We start from the raw sequence: 17,014 nt of genomic DNA, 5'->3' as shown, positions 1-17,014 counted from the left end.
TCAGGCCGTCCGGCGGCGGTTATCCCATACCGCCATCAGCAGGCCGGTCGCGAGACCGGATGCATGGGCCATGTTTGCAATCGGCATTGTACCAAATAAATCAAAGTAACCGATAACCAGCCATAATACCGAAAATACCATCATGGCGGCGGGCAGATAAATACCGGCGGACGGATTGCGCGCACCGGTATACCAGACATAAGCGATCAGCGCGAAAACCACGCCGGACAGGCCGCCGAAGGATGAGCCGCTGAAAAAGGATTGCGACCAGCAACTGACCAGGGCAGAAATCAGGGTGATCACCAGCAGCCGTCCGCTGCCGAGCTGTTTTTCCACCTGACCGCCGAGATACCACCACAGCGCCAGGTTCATCAGAATATGGGTCAGGCCGAAATGCAGGAACACCGGGCTTATCCACCGCCACAGTTCACCCTGCTGGTCAGGCTGCGGCCAGGCCAGATAGTCCATCACCGCGTCAGTGCCGCTTATCTGCATCCACAGAAAAACCAGTGCGCACAGTACGGTAATGGTGATGGTCAGCGGCCCGGCCGGGGTCACCAGGTTACTGAAGGCATGAGAGGCCGGGTAGCGGAACGGGGAATCGGTTTCACCGGATTCCCAGCTGGCGGCGAGATAGCGTTTATTCATCGGATCACGCATAAAGGTTTCCAGCTCAGCCTGTGTCTGTGCCAGTTTGCTTTCGTCGTCGAGCCACAATTCCGCGCCGCGCCCTTCGCGGGTGGCACGCATAGTGAGCTCAATATCCCGGGCGGCCATATAATCAATAAATGACTGGGCAATCCGCGGGTTGGCGATGGTGATCAGATAAACCATATAGCTGTCCGTTGTTAAGCAAGTGACCTGACTGTGTCCGGGTAATTGCGCAACCAGGCCTCAAAGCCGCCGTTGATGCTGTATACCGTTTCATAGCCGACATTAAGCAGATACTGAGCCGCGCCCTGACTGCTGTGCCCATGGTAACACATGACCATAACCGGCTGCTCATAATCTGTCTGATCCATGAAGGTATTCACGGTGTCGTTTGTCAGGTGAAATGCGCCGTCAGTATGACCGGCACGGAAGCTTTGCGGATCACGGATATCAACCAGGACAGCCCCGTTCTGCTGCCAGAGTTCATACGCCGTATCCGGTGTGATTAAGCGGATTTGTTCCATAATGATTTTTCGTATGCAGGTGAATATCAGCGGTGACAGAGCACCACCGGAAACCTGCCCGGCGGATAACCGGGCAGTGTATTATCACGGCCGTGCGATATCCGGCCGGTACAGCACTATCAGTAATAAGAGTGTTCGCCGCGCTGATGTTCAGTCAGGTCTTTAACGCCTTTCAGTTCACCGGCAAACATATTCAGTAACTCTTTTTCGATCCCTTCTTTCAGGGTGACATCCACCATGGAGCAGCCGTTACAGCCGCCGCCGAACTGGAGGATGGCATAGCCTTCGTCCGTGATTTCCATCAGGGAAACACGGCCGCCGTGCCCGGCCAGCTGCGGGTTGATCTGAGATTGCAGAACGTACTCGACACGCTCGATCAGCGGGGCATCATCCGCCACTTTACGCATTTTGGCGTTCGGGGCTTTTAAGGTGAGCTGAGAGCCGAGCTGATCGGTCACGAAGTCGATCACGGCTTCGTCAAGGAACGGTGCGCTCAGTTCATCAACATAGGCGGTCAGCTGCTCAAACGGCAGCGCGGTATCGGTCGCTTCCACAGCATCAGGCGGACAATAAGAGACTCCGCATTCCGCGTTGGGAGTGCCCGGGTTAATAACAAAAACACGGATTTGTGTGCCGGGTTCCTGGTTGGCAAGCAGTTTGGAAAAATGTGCCTGCGCAGCGTCAGTAATAGTAATCATAACATTGCCCAAAAATAGTTGACTGTTCCGGTTGGTTATAATACGCCCATTTGCGGGTTCACTACAAGGTGCGGCAAAGGCACCACACCCGGACTGCCGCCGCGCCCGCACGAATGAGCAATTCAGACAGCGCTGTCATGGTCGCCCCTGTTGTGATGACATCATCGGTCAGCGCAATATGCAGTCCGCGGACATCACGGGTGACGGCAAACGCAGAGGACAGGTTTGTCAGGCGCTGTGTGCGGGACAGCATCCGCTGGCTCAGTGTAGCACGGGTGCGGATAAGGCCGGAACTGTCATAAGGGCAGCGCAGCCATTTTGCCAGCGGAAGGGTGATAAGATCACTCTGATTAAACCCGCGCCGCCATTGCCGGTAACGGTAAAGCGGGACGCTGAGCAGCAGATCCGGCTTCGGACATTCCCCGGCGCGGTAAGCTGCCAGCACCCGGCGCAGCAGCAGCCGTGCCAGTGCACGGGCAATGTGTGTCTGCCCGCTGTATTTGAGGCGGTGAACCAGGGCGGCCAGTGGCGGCTGATAGCCGGTTACGGCCAGCAGGCTCTGCCACGGCGGCGGGGATTGCAGACAGCGGCCGCATTCCGGCTCCGGTGTCACCAGCGGCAGGCCGCAGCGACGGCAGACCGGCGGCATCTCCGGCAGTCCCCGTTCGCAGAATCCGCAGATACCGTGTGCGGCAATTGCCAGCGGCTGATTGCACAGCAGGCAGTAATTCTCAATAATAACCATCCGTCTTCCCTCCGGATAAATAAGGAAACAATAACGATGGCAACGCTTTTTTGGCAGCAGAGCGGACAGGGTTCGCGTGATCTTGTGCTGTTACACGGCTGGGGACTGAACAGCGAAGTATGGAACAGCATTGAATTGCGGCTCGCACCGCATTTCCGTATTCACAAGGTTGACTTACCGGGTTACGGGCGCAGCCAGGAATTCGGAGAGATGTCACTGACGGAGATGTCGGATACCGTTTTCGCGCAGATGCCGGAAAATGCGGTGCTGGCGGGCTGGTCACTGGGCGGGCTGGTGGCTGCGGATATTGCACTGCGTTACCCGCAGGCAGTGAGCCATCTGGTGACAATCTGTTCATCGCCGTGTTTTGGTGCACAGGAAGAGGAAGGCTGGCCGGGGATCAAACCGACGGTGCTGAGCGGCTTTCAGCATCAGCTGGCGACCGATTTTCAGCGTACTGTTGAGCGTTTTCTGGCACTGCAGACACTGGGAACCGCAAGTGCCCGTCAGGATGCCCGTACACTGAAATCAGTGGTACTGGGACAGCCGATGCCGGGTGTGTCAGTACTGAATGCCGGGCTGGAGATTCTGAGAACCGCCGATCTGCGCAGCGGACTGCCGTCCCTGACAATGCCGTTCCTGCGGATCTATGGTTATCTCGATGGCCTGGTGCCGCGTAAAGTCGCGTCACTGCTGGATGAGCAACTGCCGTCCTCTCCATCCGTTATTATGCGTAACAGCGCTCACGCACCGTTTATTTCACATCCGGATGAGTTTTGTGAGGTACTGACGGAGTTTGTTAATAAAAAAATACCCGCACAACGGCGGGTAAGTTTTATGAATGAATCTGATACACCTTTGTGTCACAGCCCTGACTTTCAGGGCACTGTTTGCAGCTGCTGCTCAGACAGCTGCTGACATCCACCGCTTCAATTTTTCCCATGGCAGCCAGCTTTTCCATGATGGCCTGCACCAGGGCTTCCGGGGCATTCAACTGGTGGCTGAGCAGCCGGGCATCTGCCCGGCCGTTCAGTGCAATGGCGTCACGTACTGCGATCAGGCTGATCATGTCCGTGTCCTTTTATCAGTGACACTCGTTGCCGGAGCAGCCGCCACAGCGGCTGTGTGCATCACGGCGGAAGCTGAGATTCACCCGGCTGCGTGTGCGGCGCAGCAGTGCAAACAGGATCAGGTTGAAAATCACCACTACAGCGATAATCACTGAACTGCTCCCCGGATGGGTACTGAATGTGGCGGCCTGGTAGAACAGGGCGGCCAGTGAGTAAGCCACGTTCAGACCCCACAGGATGGAGAAGGTCATCCAGCCGCGGCTGGTTTCACGGGCGATAGCCCCCATCACAGAGACACACGGCACATACAGCAGCACAAAGATCAGATAGCTGTAAGCAGCAACATCAGAGCCGAATTTCGCGGCCATGGTGCCCATGGTACCGCCGTCCATCTCGCCGTCGCCTTTGCTGGCTTCAATCGGGTTGGATAATGCCGCGAGCGTGAAGGTTTCCGCCAGGGAATCCAGGGTTTCATTTACCGCATCACCCAGTTCATCCCATAAATCAAAGGATTCCGGATCAAACGGTTCGTTGGTGATACTTTCAGCGGTGTAGAGGGTATTCAGTGTCCCGACCACAACTTCTTTTGCCATCGCACCGGTGATCAGGCCGACAGTCGCCTGCCAGTTATCATTGGTGACACCAATCGGGCTGAGCAGCGGAGTGACCACTTTACTGACTGAGGCCAGTGCGGAATCATTAATGCTGTCCGCCGGTTTACCGGAGAAACTGAAGCTGTTCAGTGCGCCGATTACCATACTGGCGACAATAATGACTTTACCCGCACGCACCACAAAGCCTTTCAGGCGCTGCCAGGTCTGCATAAACAGGGTTTTCATATGCGGTACGTGGTACACCGGCAGTTCCATCACAAACGGTGATGCTTCGCCGCGCATAATAGTGTGTTTGAGCAGCAGACCGGTAAGGATAGCCACCACAATCCCGAGGATATACAGGGAGAACACGATGCTCGCGCCGTTTTTGCCGAAGAAGGCAGCCGCGAAAACCGCGAAGATAGCCAGCCGCGCGCCGCAGGACATAAACGGTGCCATCAGGACGGTGATAAGACGTTCACGCGGTGCATCCAGGGTTCTGGCACCCATAATGGACGGCACGTTACAGCCGAAACCGACAATCAGCGGCACGAAGGATTTACCCGGCAGTCCGAGTGCCTGCATCAGTCTGTCCATCACAAATGCCGCGCGGGCCATATAACCGGAATCTTCCAGGAAAGAGAGGAACAGGTACATCATCCCGATTTGCGGTACCAGCGGCAGCACGGTGTTGATACCGCCGCCGACCCCCTGGGCGAGGAATATGGTCAGCCAGTCCGGGAAGCCGAGTGTCATCCCCAGCCATTGTGTGCCGTTAATGAAAATAGCTTCCGAACCGCCTTCAAACAGCGGCTGCAATGCCCCGCCGATATTGATGGCGAGCACGAACATCAGATACATCACAAACAGGAATACCGGCACGCCCAGCCAGCGGTTGAGGACAATTTTGTCCATCGCTGCGGTCAGTTTATTCGGCTCGGAATGGCTGTTATCAATGGTTGTTTCGCAGATATCCGCGATGGTCTGGTAACGGGCATCGGCAATTACCAATTCCGGCTCTTCCTGCTGCTGTGCCTGCATCGCGTCACGGACAGACTGCACATGCTCCGGGGTGAAACCGGCGCGTGCCTGGCTGTAGATATCCCCCTCCAGGCTTTGCAGTGCCAGCCAGCGGCGCTGTGTGGCGCTGAACTCTTCCGCAGGAATCGACTGTGCGAGAGTGTTCATGCTGTCGAGCAGCGCAGCCGGATAGTTCACCAGCACTTCATGCGGTGTCATTGTGTGTTTGTCGATCGCGGCTTTCAGCTCACAGATACCGGACGCGCGGGTGGAAACCAGTGGGATCACCGGGCAGCCGAGGCGTTCTGACAGCGCTTTGACATCAATATTGATATTCGCTTTATCGGCGATATCCAGCATATTGAGGGCAATAATGCAGGGAACACCCAGTTCCAGCAGCTGCAGCGTCAGATACAGGTTACGCTCGAGATTGGATGCGTCGACAACGTTAATCAGCATGTCCGCTTCACCGCTGAGGATAAAGTGGCAGGCAATCTGTTCGTCTAAGGATGTTTGTTCAGAGATGGTGGTCAGTGAATAGGTGCCGGGTAAATCCACCAGCTCAATCTTGTGTTCCGGCGTGGTGAAATAACCGATTTTCCGTTCCACAGTTACACCGGCCCAGTTGCCGACGCGTTGTTTGGATCCGGTTAACTGGTTAAACAGCGTGGTCTTCCCTGAATTGGGATTACCGATGAGTCCCAGGGTGAGTGCTTTCATAGTGTCGTATGCCAATCAATAAATACAAACCCCTCTGCCGGCGGCAGAGGGAAAAGAGTGAGTCAGCGCGGGATGTGCGGCGGATTACGCCTGCACGTCATCAAGCATCAGCAGCGCCAGGTCTTTTTTTCTGAGCATCAGGTTGACGTGCCGGGTTTCGATTTGGATCGGATCGCCCAGCGGTGCGCTGCGGATCACCCGGAAAACAGAGCCGGGCAGCATGCCCAGAGACAATAATTTCTGACGGTATGCCGGGCTGATTTGCCCGGAAAAGCCCAGAATTTTATAACTGTGTTGTGGCTGAAGTGTCATAAAGGCTCCGGTTAACCATGCAAACAGGAATGATATTGCAAATGATTATTGCACGAACAGTTTGGCAGAAAAATATCCCTTACAAATTTAATTGATACTGTAAATGCAAATCATAACCAACAATATTTTACCTATTTAGCCCGAAAATTAACCAGCAAAGTTTGATGTGCATCAAGATATCCGGCGTATAAAACAATTGAGAGCAGATATTTCACGTATTGATTTACGTTAATAACAATTTTTACGACTAATTAACGCAATATGTGACTAACAGGAGGGAAATGTACGGGCAGCCGGGGCTGCCGCGTACATGATAGCAGGGGAATTACTTACGCTTACCGAATGCCGCGGCGAGGGCATCACCCATCGCACTGTTACCGGCAGAGGTGTCATTATTACCGTTACGGGCAGGGCGGTTGTTCTGACGCTTTTCCGCCCGTGGTTTATCGCTGCCGCCACCACCGCGGCGGGCTGCCGTTTCCGGCTCCTCATCCATCCGCATGGTCAGCGCGATACGCTTACGGGCGATATCCACATCCAGCACTTTGACACTGACGATATCCCCGGCTTTGACCACGGTATGCGGATCTTCCACATAGCGGTTGGCCAGCGAGGAGATATGCACCAGTCCGTCCTGATGAACACCGATATCCACAAAAGCACCGAAATTGGTGACGTTGGTGACCGCGCCTTCCAGAACCATGCCCGGACGCAAATCATTCATGGTTTCAATGCCATCGGCAAAGGTGGCGGTTTTAAACTCCGGACGCGGGTCACGACCGGGTTTTTGCAGTTCTTTGAGGATGTCGGAAACGGTCGGCACACCGAATTGTTCAGTGACAAAATCCTGTGCTTTCAGATTGCGCAGCACATCACTGTTACCCATCAGATCACTGAGGGTTTTCTGTGTGGCCTGCAGGATTTTTTCCACCACCGGATAGGCTTCCGGGTGAACGGTGGAGGCATCCAGCGCATTTTTACCGCCGGCAATACGCAGGAACCCGGCGCACTGCTCAAAGGCTTTCGGGCCGAGACGCGCGACTTTCAGCAGCTGCTTGCGGTCAGCAAAACGGCCGTTTTCATCACGCCAGTCAACAATATTCTGTGCGATCACTTTGCTCAGCCCGGCAACGCGGGTCAGCAGGGCGACAGATGCGGTGTTGAGGTCAACGCCGACGGCGTTTACGCAGTCTTCCACTACCGCATCCAGTTTACGGGCAAGTTGTGTCTGGCTGACATCATGCTGATACTGGCCGACCCCGATGGATTTCGGGTCGATTTTCACCAGTTCGGCCAGCGGATCCTGTAACCGGCGGGCGATAGAAACGGCACCGCGCAGTGATACATCCAGGTCCGGGAATTCTGCCGCTGCCAGTTCTGACGCAGAGTAAACGGAGGCACCGGCTTCACTGACAATCACTTTCTGGGCTTTGATATCCGGGAACTGCTTCTGCACATCGGCAAAGAAACGTTCAGTTTCACGGGATGCTGTCCCGTTACCGATCGCCACCAGTTCCACATGGTATTTCAGGCAGAGCGCCGCGACGGATGCCGCTGCTTTGGCAGTCTGGCCGGTGTGCGGATAAATGGTGTCGGTGGCCAGCACTTTACCGGTGGCATCGACCACCGCGACTTTCACCCCGGTACGCAGACCCGGATCCAGCCCCATTGTGGCGCGCATCCCGGCCGGTGCCGCCATCAGCAGATCACTGAGGTTGCGGGCGAAGACATTAATTGCCTCATCTTCTGCTTTCTCGCGCAGCGCGGCCATTAACTCGGTTTCCAGGTGCAGCAGCACCTTGACCCGCCATGTCCAGCTCACCACCGCTTTGCGCCAGCTGTCCGCCGGAGCATTGTTAAAGCGGAAGCCGAGATAATCGCGGATTAACTCTTCGCAATAGCTCTCTTTCGGCGGCTCCTCACACTGCGGGTCGGCATTGAGGGAGAGTTGCAGAATGCCTTCATTGCGACCACGGAACATCGCCAGAGCGCGGTGTGACGGGACATTGGCAATCGGTTCATGGTGATCGAAATAATCACTGAATTTTGCGCCTTCCGCCTCTTTTCCGCTGATCACAACGGAAACCAGATGCGCATTGCGCCACAGATAATCACGGACTTTCCCCAGCAGACCGGCATCTTCCGCAAAACGCTCCATCAGGATGTAGCGGGCGCCGTCGAGGGCGGCTTTGGTGTCGGCAACCCCTTTTTCGCTGTCCACATAGGTGGCGGCGAGGATTTCCGGATCCTGTGACGGATCCTGCCACAGCGTGTCTGCCAGCGGTTCCAGACCGGCTTCCGCCGCAATCTGTCCGCGTGTGCGGCGCTTGGGTTTGTAAGGCAGGTAGAGGTCTTCCAGCTCCGTTTTGCTGAGCGTGCCGTTAATCGCCCCCGCCAGTTCAGGGGTTAGTTTGCCCTGTTCCTCAATGGATTTGAGGATGGCCCGGCGGCGGTCGTTCAGTTCGCGCAGGTAGCTGAGACGGGTTTCCAGCTGACGCAGCTGAGTATCATCCAGGCCGCCGGTGACTTCTTTCCGGTAGCGGGCGATAAAAGGGACGGTATTTCCCTCATCCAGCAGGGTAATCGCGGCGGTGACCTGGCGGGTTTGCGCATTCAGTTCACCGGCAATAATCTGGCTCAGAGATTCATTCATCATGATATTCTTTCCGGCTGCGATAAATTGACGTAAAAAAATTTCAGGGGACAGTTATACGTGTTCAAAACGGGAATTACCAGCCGATATAAAGTAATATAAATGAATTATGCATAGCTGTTATCTTTCAGAAAATGCATTTAGTATTACAATTTATTTAAATAATTTATTTTTTGTTTAGGTAACATATGGCAAAAAGTAACCTGATTACCCGTGAAGGATGGGATGCGCTGGATCAGGAGTTAAAATATCTCTGGAAAACAGAACGTCCGCAGGTCACTCAGGCAGTGTCAGAAGCCGCTGCACAGGGGGATCGCTCGGAAAACGCCGAGTATATATACGGAAAGAAACGTCTGCGTGAAATAGACAGACGCGTCCGGTTTCTTTCAAAACGTCTGGATAACTTAAAGATAGTCGAGCCGGATCCCCGCCAGGAAGGAAAAGTATTTTTCGGGGCGTGGGTGGAACTGGAAAATGATGATGAAGAAATTCAGACTTTTCGCATCGTCGGATCCGATGAATTTTCCCCGGCAAAGAAATGGATTTCTGTTGATTCCCCTGTGGCCCGGGCATTAATCGGAAAACAGGCGGATGATGAAGTAACGGTAATAACACCTGACGGTGAAGTGAATTATGTCATTTTGTCTATCCGCTATCAGCCGATTGCTGAATAGGCACAATTAATCTGAAGAGTTGCATGAAAAAATGAACCCGGGAGTCAAACATGCAGGAAAGTTATAAGGTCCTTGTCGTTGATGATGACATGCGTCTGCGTGCGCTGCTTGAGCGCTATCTGAGTGAGCAGGGTTTCCAGGTCCGTACCGCCGCGAATGCGGAACAGATGGATCGCCTGCTGACGCGTGAATCTATCCATCTTATTGTCCTGGATCTGATGTTACCGGGCGAAGACGGGCTGTCTATCTGCCGCCGTCTGAGAAGCCAGAATAACCCGATTCCGATCATTATGGTGACGGCGAAAGGGGAAGAAGTGGATCGCATCGTCGGGCTGGAAATTGGTGCGGATGATTATATTCCGAAGCCGTTTAACCCGCGCGAACTGCTGGCGCGTATCCGTGCGGTGCTGCGCCGTCAGGCGAATGAACTGCCGGGTGCACCATCCCAGGATGATGCGGTGATTCAGTTCGGTAAGTTCAAACTGAACCTCGGCACCCGTGAGATGTTCCACGAAGATGAAAACATGCCGCTGACCAGCGGTGAGTTCGCCGTGCTGAAAGTGCTGGTGTCACACCCGCGCGAACCGCTGTCCCGCGATAAGCTGATGAGCCTGGCGCGCGGCCGTGAGTACAGTGCGATGGAACGTTCAATCGATGTGCAGATTTCCCGTCTGCGCCGCATGATTGAGGAAGATCCGACACATCCGCGTTATATCCAGACCGTATGGGGACTGGGTTACGTGTTCGTTCCGGACGGCAACAAGGCATGAAGCGGCTGCGGTTCTCGCCGAGGAGCACCTTTTCGCGTTCGTTATTTCTGGTCATCTTTCTGTTGTTTGCAACCATAACAACAAGTTATCTGGCCGTTGTGAATTTCATTGTGATGCCCAGCCTGCAGCAGTTTAACCGGGTGCTGGCCTATGAAGTGCGCACACTGATGAGCGAAGAGATGGTGCTGAAGGACGGAACCGCGGTACGTGTTTCTCCGGCGCTGCGTAAGAAAATTTATGAAGAGCTGGGCATTACCTTTTTTACCGAAGAGACAGCCGATGAGGGCGGACTGCGCTGGGCGCGTCATTTTGAATCCCTCAGTAAACAGATGAGCCATTATCTGGACGGTTATGCGGATGTCCGGCTGGAAGTCAGCCGTGATTATCCCGTGCTGTGGCTGAACTCCTATATTGCCCCGGATGTCTGGGTGAGAGTGCCGCTGACCGAAATCGGTCAGGATCAGTTCTCGCCGGTCTTCCGTTATATTTTTGCCTTTCTGCTGATTGTCTTTGCAGGTGTCTGGGTATTTATCCGCTATCAGAACCGTCCGCTGACCGAGCTGGAATCCGCAGCCCGGCAGATCGGCACCGGCGGCCCGCTGGTTCCGGTACGGGAAGCCGGGGCGGCAGAAGTGCGATCAGTTATCCGCTCGTTTAACCAGATGTCCAGAGATATCAAAACGCTGGAGCAGGATCGCACTGTGCTGATGGCCGGTGTCAGCCATGATCTGCGCACGCCGCTGACCCGCATCCGCCTGGCAACGGAAATGATGAACCCGGATGACGATTATCTGGCGGAATCCATCAACAATGATATTGAAGAGTGTGACGGTATCATTGAGCAGTTTATGGCGTATCTGCGCACCGGCCGTGAGATGGAGATGATGCATCTGGAACTGACATCCGTCCTCAATGAGGTGATTGAAGCGCACATCCACTCGGATGTCACACTTCAGAATGATGTTATTCAGGCGCCGGTTTATCTCACCGGTAACCCGATTGCGATTAAACGCGCACTGGGCAATATGCTGGTTAATGCCACCCGCTACGGCAACGGCTGGATCCGTGTCAGCAGCGGCAGTGATGAGCATTTCGCCTGGTTCCAGGTGGAAGATGACGGCAACGGTATTGACGAGGCGGATATTCCGGATCTGTTCCAGCCGTTTGTACAGGGTGAAAAAGCGCGCAGTAATAAAGGTACCGGGCTGGGGCTGGCAATTCTGCGCCGGATTGTGGATGCACATGACGGCAAAATTGATGTCGGCCGCAGTCAGCGCGGCGGATTCCGTATCCGCGTGATGCTGCCGCTGCCGGATGACAGAGATGATTAATTATTATGACAGCAGCATGTCATCGTCATATGACTGTCATAAACCCCTGCGGTAAGCAATTATCTCAGGGGTTTTACTTTTAATATCAATAAAATCATAAAATTACAGCCTTGCCTCGTTTTTGTGTTTCCCCGTCATTTTTCCGGTTTTGTGTCCCCGCGCACCTGCAGTGTCATAAAACTGTCATATAACCTACATATTATTGTCACCAGATTGTCCTATTTTCCCTCATGTTCCGACATTAACCAGATACAACGTTTATCGTCATTATCTATAAATCCCGTCAGGAGGGATCATGAAACCGATGCGTACCGCAGTAGCCACTGTTATGGCAGCGACACTTTCTCTCTCTGCATTTTCTGCATTTGCCGCGACCAGTCTGACCGGGGCGGGTGCAACATTCCCTGCGCCGGTGTATGCGCAGTGGGCTGATACTTACCAGAAAGAAACCGGTAACAAAGTTAACTACCAGGGGATTGGTTCCTCCGGCGGTGTGAAGCAGATTGTAGCCAATACCGTTGATTTCGGGGCGTCAGATGCGCCGCTGTCCGAAGATAAACTGGCCGCAGATAATTTATTCCAGTTCCCGACCGTGATCGGCGGTGTGGTGCTGGCCGTCAACCTGCCGGGTCTGAAGTCCGGTGAACTGGTGCTCGACGGCAAAACCCTGGGTGATATCTACCTGGGTAAAATCAAAAAATGGAATGACCCGGCAATCACCAAACTGAACCCGTCAGTTAAACTGCCGGATCAGGATATCGCGGTTGTCCGCCGTGCGGATGGTTCCGGTACCTCTTTCGTCTTCACCAGCTACCTGTCAAAAGTCAGCCCTGACTGGAAAGAGCAGGTCGGCGCAGGCTCTACCGTTAACTGGCCGGTTGGTCTGGGCGGTAAAGGCAACGACGGTATCGCAGCATTCGTTCAGCGTCTGCCGGGCTCTATAGGTTATGTGGAATACGCTTACGCCAAACAGAATAAACTGGCTTACACCAAGCTGATTTCTGCGGACGGTGATGCGGTTTCCCCGACCGGCGAAAGCTTCAGTAACGCAGCGCGTAAAGCCGAGTGGTCAAAAAGCTTCGCTCAGGATCTGACTAACCAGCCGGGTCCGAATGCATGGCCGATTACTTCCACCACCTTCATCCTGGTTCATACCAATCAGAAAGATGCTGCCAAAGGTCAGGAAGTTCTGAAATTCTTTGACTGGGCATACAAGAACGGCGGTGAGCAGGCAGAAAAACTGGATTACGCGGTACTGCCGAAAGAAGTGATTGAACAGGTCCGTGCATCATGGAAAACCAGTGTCAAAGACAGCAGCGGTAAGCCGCTGTACTGATACGGCAGATGATGAAGTAACGATTTATCAGTAATTGATCCCCCCCGCACCGGGGGGGATCTGTGTAAAAACGGAAGCGACTATGGCCGAACTGAAAACGGCAATGAAACCACCAGGCAAACGCGGCGACCAACTTTTCAGTGCTCTGGTAAAACTGGCAGCGCTGATTACGCTATTGTTACTTGGCGGAATTATTATTTCACTGATTATTGCGTCATGGCCGAGCATTGAAAAATTCGGCTTAGGTTTCTTATGGAATAAAGAGTGGAACCCGCCGGCGGAAGAGTACGGGGCACTGGTACCGATTTACGGCACCATCGTGACCTCGGTTATCGCCCTGCTGATTGCGGTCCCGGTGAGTTTCGGGATTGCGCTGTTCCTGACAGAACTGGCACCGAACTGGCTGCGCCGTCCACTGGGTATCGCGATCGAGCTGTTAGCCGCTATTCCGAGTATCGTTTACGGCATGTGGGGACTGTTTGTCTTTGCCCCGCTGTTTGCCACCTATTTCCAGCAGCCGGTCGGCGAGGTGATGTCGAGCATCCCGATTGTCGGCGAGCTGTTCTCCGGTCCGGCCTTCGGGATCGGGATCCTGGCGGCGGGCGTTATCCTCGCCATCATGATCATTCCGTATATTGCCTCGGTGATGCGCGATGTGTTCGAGCAGACGCCGGTGATGATGAAAGAATCGGCTTACGGCATCGGCTGTACCACCTGGGAGGTGATCTGGCGGATTGTACTGCCGTACACCAAGAACGGGGTGATCGGCGGCGTGATGCTGGGTCTGGGCCGCGCCCTGGGGGAGACCATGGCGGTGACCTTTATCATCGGTAACACCTATCAGCTGGACAGCTTCTCGCTGTACATGCCGGGCAACAGTATCACCTCGGCACTGGCGAACGAGTTCGCGGAAGCGGAATCCGGGCTGCACACAGCGGCACTGATGGAGCTGGGGCTGATTCTGTTTGTCATCACCTTTATCGTCCTTGCTATCTCCAAATTTATGGTGATGCGTCTGAATAAGAAAGAGGGGCGCTGAGATGGCTGAAATGAATATTCAACAACCGAAAGTGGATATCAGCGCACGGCAGAAACGCCAGTTCTGGCGCCGTCAGAAAAACCGCGTTGCCCTGTTTTTATCCATGTCCACCATGGCATTCGGGCTGTTCTGGTTAATCTGGATCCTGTTCTCGACCGTCACCAAAGGGATGGACGGCATGTCGCTGGCGCTGTTCACCGAAATGACACCGCCGCCGAATACCGAAGGCGGGGGTCTGGCGAACGCCATTGTCGGTTCCGGCCTGCTGATCTTATGGGCGACCGTTATCGGGACACCGCTGGGTATTCTTGCCGGGATTTATCTGGCGGAATACGGCCGTAAATCCTGGCTGGCGGAAGTCACCCGGTTTATTAATGACATTTTGTTATCCGCACCGTCGATTGTGGTCGGACTGTTTGTTTACACCATCGTGGTGATGCAGATGCAGCACTTCTCCGGCTGGGCGGGGGTGATTGCCCTGGCACTGTTACAGATCCCGATTGTTATCCGTACCACGGAAAACATGCTGCGTCTGGTGCCGGACAGCCTGCGCGAAGCGGCGTATGCCCTCGGCACACCAAAATGGAAAATGATTTCAGCGATTACCCTGAAAGCCTCGGTCTCCGGGATTATCACCGGGGTGCTGCTGGCGATTGCCCGTATTGCCGGGGAAACGGCGCCGCTGCTCTTTACCTCCCTCTCCAACCAGTTCTGGAGTACGGATCTGATGCAGCCGATTGCCAACCTGCCGGTCACTATCTTCAAGTTTGCCATGAGTCCGTTTGCGGAGTGGCAGAGTCTGGCCTGGGCGGGTGTCCTGCTGATCACACTGTGTGTGCTGTTAATTAATATCGTGGCGCGTGTGCTGTTTGCGAAGAAAAAGCACTGATTAAATGACTGCGGATGAATGAGAGAGAGTCATGAGTAAAATTCAAAACGTAACTGAAAGCAAAATTCAGGTTCGTGATCTGAACTTCTATTACGGCCAGTTCCACGCGCTGAAAAACATTTCGCTGGATATCGCCAAAAATAAAGTCACGGCCTTTATCGGCCCGTCCGGTTGCGGGAAATCGACCCTGCTGCGTACCTTCAACAAAATGTACGCACTGTATAATGAACAGCGTGCGGAAGGCGAAATCCTGCTGGATGGCACCAATATTCTGACCGATACCCAGGATATCGCGTTATTACGCGCCAAAGTCGGCATGGTGTTCCAGAAACCAACACCGTTCCCGATGTCTATTTATGACAATATTGCCTTTGGTGTCCGTCTGTTTGAAAAACTGCCGCGCGCCGAGATGGATGAGCGGGTACAGTGGGCACTGACCAAAGCGGCACTGTGGAACGAAACCAAAGATAAACTGCATCAGAGCGGCTACAGCCTCTCCGGCGGTCAGCAGCAGCGTCTGTGTATTGCCCGCGGTATTGCTATCCGCCCTGAGGTTCTCCTGCTGGATGAGCCGTGCTCGGCACTGGATCCTATCTCCACCGGGCGTATTGAAGAGCTTATCAGCGAGCTGAAATCGGAATACACCGTGGTGATCGTCACGCATAACATGCAGCAGGCGGCGCGCTGTTCTGACCACACTGCATTTATGTATCTGGGCGAACTAATTGAATTCAGTGATACTGATACCCTGTTTACCACCCCGGGCAAGAAACAAACCGAAGATTACATCACCGGTCGTTATGGCTGATGCGGAGACAATCATGGAAAATCTGAATCACAATAAACATATTTCCGGGCAGTTTAATGCTGAATTAGAGCATATCCGCACAGAAATGATGACAATGGGCGGGCTGGTGGAAGAGCAGCTCAGCAAAGCGATCACCGCCATGCATAACCAGGACGAAGACCTGGCGCGTGAGGTTATCGCTGGTGACAAGCAGGTCAACATCATGGAAGTGATGATTGATGAAGCCTGTGTCCGCATTATTGCCAAACGCCAGCCGACCGCGAGCGACCTGCGCCTGATTATGGCGATTTCCAAAACCATCGCCGAACTGGAACGGATCGGGGATGTGGCGGATAAAATTGCCAAAACCGCGCTGGAAAAATTTTCACAGCAGCATCAGCCGTTGCTGGTCAGTCTGGAATCCCTCGGCCGCCATGCCATTCAGATGCTGCATGATGTGCTGGATGCCTTTGCGCGTATGGATATTCAGGAAGCTATCCGCATCTACCGCGAAGACCAGAAAGTGGATCAGGAATATGAAGGGATTGTCCGTCAGCTGATGACCTATATGATGGAAGATCCGCGCACTATCCCGAGTGTCCTGACCGCGCTGTTCTGTGCCCGCTCTATCGAGCGTATCGGTGATCGCTGCCAGAATATCTGCGAATTTATCTTCTATTATGTGAAGGGACAGGATTTCCGTCATGTGAAAGGGGATGATGTGGAACGTATCCTGCTCGGCGAGCATGTGATTGAAGTCTCCGCACACAGTAATAACGGCGAAAAAGGGAATGATCCGGCATAACCGGGTGGCTTCTCCGGCGATATTATCTGTTTTTGTAAAAGTCCCTGTTCTGATTTGACCCTGGAGTTAACTCCGGGGTTTATACTTTCTGAAACAGACAAAACAGTGTTTCCGGAGGTGTACGATGGGTTTATTCAGCCGGTTTTTTAACAGCGGAGGCGGATCCGGTCACGGGAACCGCAGCGGCGGCCACTGCAGCAGCGGTCATGGCAGCAAACATGGTAATACGGGTTACAATAAGCATGGCCGTGACAATAATGGTTATCCGGAGCAGTTAAACAACAATACTCCGCAGAATATCAGCGGATATTGTCAGAAGTGCGGTACCGGTTACCCGCCGGACAGCCGCTTCTGCGGCCGGTGCGGTAATGCACTCAACCCGTAATGCAAAAGCCGG

Annotated in this window: 18 protein-coding genes; 10 read left to right on the top strand and 8 right to left on the bottom strand. The window is 54.0% G+C overall.

Features of this window, described 5'->3' with window-relative positions; genetic code table 11:
* The 4 genes from glpG to JL661_RS16590 all read right to left on the bottom strand — a co-directional run bounded on the left by glpG (position 1) and on the right by JL661_RS16590 (position 2,618).
* Positions 1–834: a rhomboid family intramembrane serine protease GlpG gene (gene glpG, locus JL661_RS16605; protein WP_004237956.1), complete on the bottom strand. Its 834-nt coding sequence runs from the start codon at positions 832–834 to the stop codon at positions 1–3.
* 14 nt (positions 835–848) lie between these two features.
* Complete coding sequence (gene glpE, locus JL661_RS16600) at positions 849–1,175, bottom strand: thiosulfate sulfurtransferase GlpE (protein ID WP_004237957.1); 327 nt, start codon at positions 1,173–1,175, stop codon at positions 849–851.
* A gap of 119 nt (positions 1,176–1,294) precedes the next feature.
* Positions 1,295–1,873: a Fe-S biogenesis protein NfuA gene (gene nfuA / locus JL661_RS16595; protein WP_004237958.1), complete on the bottom strand. Its 579-nt coding sequence runs from the start codon at positions 1,871–1,873 to the stop codon at positions 1,295–1,297.
* Positions 1,874–1,934: 61 nt separating this feature from the next.
* Complete coding sequence (locus JL661_RS16590; RefSeq protein WP_004904678.1) at positions 1,935–2,618, bottom strand: double zinc ribbon domain-containing protein; 684 nt, start codon at positions 2,616–2,618, stop codon at positions 1,935–1,937.
* Between the two features lie 36 nt (positions 2,619–2,654).
* Between JL661_RS16590 and bioH the strand changes: the two genes are divergently transcribed.
* Complete coding sequence (gene bioH / locus JL661_RS16585) at positions 2,655–3,536, top strand: pimeloyl-ACP methyl ester esterase BioH (RefSeq protein WP_218480987.1); 882 nt, start codon at positions 2,655–2,657, stop codon at positions 3,534–3,536.
* On the opposite strand, the gene JL661_RS16580 is transcribed toward bioH, so the two are convergent.
* The 4 genes from JL661_RS16580 to JL661_RS16565 form a co-directional block, all read right to left on the bottom strand.
* Positions 3,454–3,687 carry a FeoC-like transcriptional regulator gene (locus JL661_RS16580; RefSeq protein WP_004237963.1) on the bottom strand — a complete coding sequence of 78 codons (234 nt, stop codon included), beginning with the start codon at positions 3,685–3,687 and terminating at the stop codon, positions 3,454–3,456. The genes bioH and JL661_RS16580 overlap by 83 nt on opposite strands.
* 15 nt (positions 3,688–3,702) lie before the next feature.
* On the bottom strand, positions 3,703–6,021 hold the full coding sequence (gene feoB / locus JL661_RS16575) for a Fe(2+) transporter permease subunit FeoB (RefSeq protein ID WP_036418254.1): 2,319 nt from the start codon (positions 6,019–6,021) through the stop codon (positions 3,703–3,705).
* An 84-nt stretch (positions 6,022–6,105) separates the two neighbouring features.
* Positions 6,106–6,333: a ferrous iron transporter A gene (gene feoA, locus JL661_RS16570; protein ID WP_004237966.1), complete on the bottom strand. Its 228-nt coding sequence runs from the start codon at positions 6,331–6,333 to the stop codon at positions 6,106–6,108.
* A gap of 325 nt (positions 6,334–6,658) precedes the next feature.
* The gene (locus JL661_RS16565; RefSeq protein WP_049246095.1) at positions 6,659–8,989 is read right to left on the bottom strand and encodes a Tex family protein; all 2,331 of its coding nucleotides are present in this window, start codon (positions 8,987–8,989) and stop codon (positions 6,659–6,661) included.
* Positions 8,990–9,174: 185 nt separating this feature from the next.
* Here JL661_RS16565 and greB point away from each other — a divergent pair, with 185 nt between their 5' ends.
* The 9 genes from greB to JL661_RS18700 all read left to right on the top strand — a co-directional run bounded on the left by greB (position 9,175) and on the right by JL661_RS18700 (position 17,002).
* Positions 9,175–9,660, top strand: a complete 486-nt coding sequence (greB, locus tag JL661_RS16560; protein WP_024474735.1) for a transcription elongation factor GreB — start codon at positions 9,175–9,177, stop codon at positions 9,658–9,660.
* A 50-nt stretch (positions 9,661–9,710) separates the two neighbouring features.
* Positions 9,711–10,430, top strand: a complete 720-nt coding sequence (gene ompR / locus JL661_RS16555) for an osmolarity response regulator transcription factor OmpR (RefSeq protein ID WP_004237971.1) — start codon at positions 9,711–9,713, stop codon at positions 10,428–10,430.
* Positions 10,427–11,761 (top strand): two-component system sensor histidine kinase EnvZ, encoded by a 1,335-nt coding sequence (gene envZ, locus JL661_RS16550; protein WP_024474736.1) that lies wholly within the window; start codon positions 10,427–10,429, stop codon positions 11,759–11,761. Before ompR ends, envZ begins: the two co-directional genes overlap by 4 nt.
* A gap of 295 nt (positions 11,762–12,056) precedes the next feature.
* Positions 12,057–13,097: a phosphate ABC transporter substrate-binding protein PstS gene (gene pstS, locus JL661_RS16545; protein ID WP_004237974.1), complete on the top strand. Its 1,041-nt coding sequence runs from the start codon at positions 12,057–12,059 to the stop codon at positions 13,095–13,097.
* Between the two features lie 82 nt (positions 13,098–13,179).
* Entirely contained in the window at positions 13,180–14,136 is a 957-nt protein-coding gene (gene pstC / locus JL661_RS16540; RefSeq protein ID WP_004237976.1) for a phosphate ABC transporter permease PstC, read from the top strand.
* A gap of 1 nt (position 14,137) precedes the next feature.
* Positions 14,138–15,025, top strand: coding sequence for a phosphate ABC transporter permease PstA (gene pstA / locus JL661_RS16535; RefSeq protein ID WP_004237977.1), 888 nt, complete (start codon positions 14,138–14,140; stop codon positions 15,023–15,025).
* A gap of 31 nt (positions 15,026–15,056) precedes the next feature.
* On the top strand, positions 15,057–15,833 hold the full coding sequence (gene pstB / locus JL661_RS16530) for a phosphate ABC transporter ATP-binding protein PstB (RefSeq protein WP_004237979.1): 777 nt from the start codon (positions 15,057–15,059) through the stop codon (positions 15,831–15,833).
* Positions 15,834–15,846: 13 nt separating this feature from the next.
* Positions 15,847–16,617, top strand: coding sequence for a phosphate signaling complex protein PhoU (phoU, locus tag JL661_RS16525; RefSeq protein WP_004904690.1), 771 nt, complete (start codon positions 15,847–15,849; stop codon positions 16,615–16,617).
* A 124-nt stretch (positions 16,618–16,741) separates the two neighbouring features.
* Positions 16,742–17,002 (top strand): zinc-ribbon domain-containing protein, encoded by a 261-nt coding sequence (locus tag JL661_RS18700; RefSeq protein ID WP_062773329.1) that lies wholly within the window; start codon positions 16,742–16,744, stop codon positions 17,000–17,002.
* The last annotated feature ends 12 nt before the right edge of the window (positions 17,003–17,014 follow it).

It is taken from the genome of Morganella morganii, assembly GCF_019243775.1.
GTDB classification, from domain to species: domain Bacteria; phylum Pseudomonadota; class Gammaproteobacteria; order Enterobacterales; family Enterobacteriaceae; genus Morganella; species Morganella morganii.
Note: the sequence above shows the minus strand (reverse complement) of the source record. Positions and strands in the feature narration are given on the sequence as shown.

Coding starts and splice junctions, on each gene's coding strand:
- glpG (WP_004237956.1), bottom strand. CDS start 834: ATGGTTTATCTGATCACCATCGCCAACCCGCGGATTGCCCAGTCATTT.
- glpE (WP_004237957.1), bottom strand. CDS start 1,175: ATGGAACAAATCCGCTTAATCACACCGGATACGGCGTATGAACTCTGG.
- nfuA (WP_004237958.1), bottom strand. CDS start 1,873: ATGATTACTATTACTGACGCTGCGCAGGCACATTTTTCCAAACTGCTT.
- JL661_RS16590 (WP_004904678.1), bottom strand. CDS start 2,618: ATGGTTATTATTGAGAATTACTGCCTGCTGTGCAATCAGCCGCTGGCA.
- bioH (WP_218480987.1), top strand. CDS start 2,655: ATGGCAACGCTTTTTTGGCAGCAGAGCGGACAGGGTTCGCGTGATCTT.
- JL661_RS16580 (WP_004237963.1), bottom strand. CDS start 3,687: ATGATCAGCCTGATCGCAGTACGTGACGCCATTGCACTGAACGGCCGG.
- feoB (WP_036418254.1), bottom strand. CDS start 6,021: ATGAAAGCACTCACCCTGGGACTCATCGGTAATCCCAATTCAGGGAAG.
- feoA (WP_004237966.1), bottom strand. CDS start 6,333: ATGACACTTCAGCCACAACACAGTTATAAAATTCTGGGCTTTTCCGGG.
- JL661_RS16565 (WP_049246095.1), bottom strand. CDS start 8,989: ATGATGAATGAATCTCTGAGCCAGATTATTGCCGGTGAACTGAATGCG.
- greB (WP_024474735.1), top strand. CDS start 9,175: ATGGCAAAAAGTAACCTGATTACCCGTGAAGGATGGGATGCGCTGGAT.
- ompR (WP_004237971.1), top strand. CDS start 9,711: ATGCAGGAAAGTTATAAGGTCCTTGTCGTTGATGATGACATGCGTCTG.
- envZ (WP_024474736.1), top strand. CDS start 10,427: ATGAAGCGGCTGCGGTTCTCGCCGAGGAGCACCTTTTCGCGTTCGTTA.
- pstS (WP_004237974.1), top strand. CDS start 12,057: ATGAAACCGATGCGTACCGCAGTAGCCACTGTTATGGCAGCGACACTT.
- pstC (WP_004237976.1), top strand. CDS start 13,180: ATGGCCGAACTGAAAACGGCAATGAAACCACCAGGCAAACGCGGCGAC.
- pstA (WP_004237977.1), top strand. CDS start 14,138: ATGGCTGAAATGAATATTCAACAACCGAAAGTGGATATCAGCGCACGG.
- pstB (WP_004237979.1), top strand. CDS start 15,057: ATGAGTAAAATTCAAAACGTAACTGAAAGCAAAATTCAGGTTCGTGAT.
- phoU (WP_004904690.1), top strand. CDS start 15,847: ATGGAAAATCTGAATCACAATAAACATATTTCCGGGCAGTTTAATGCT.
- JL661_RS18700 (WP_062773329.1), top strand. CDS start 16,742: ATGGGTTTATTCAGCCGGTTTTTTAACAGCGGAGGCGGATCCGGTCAC.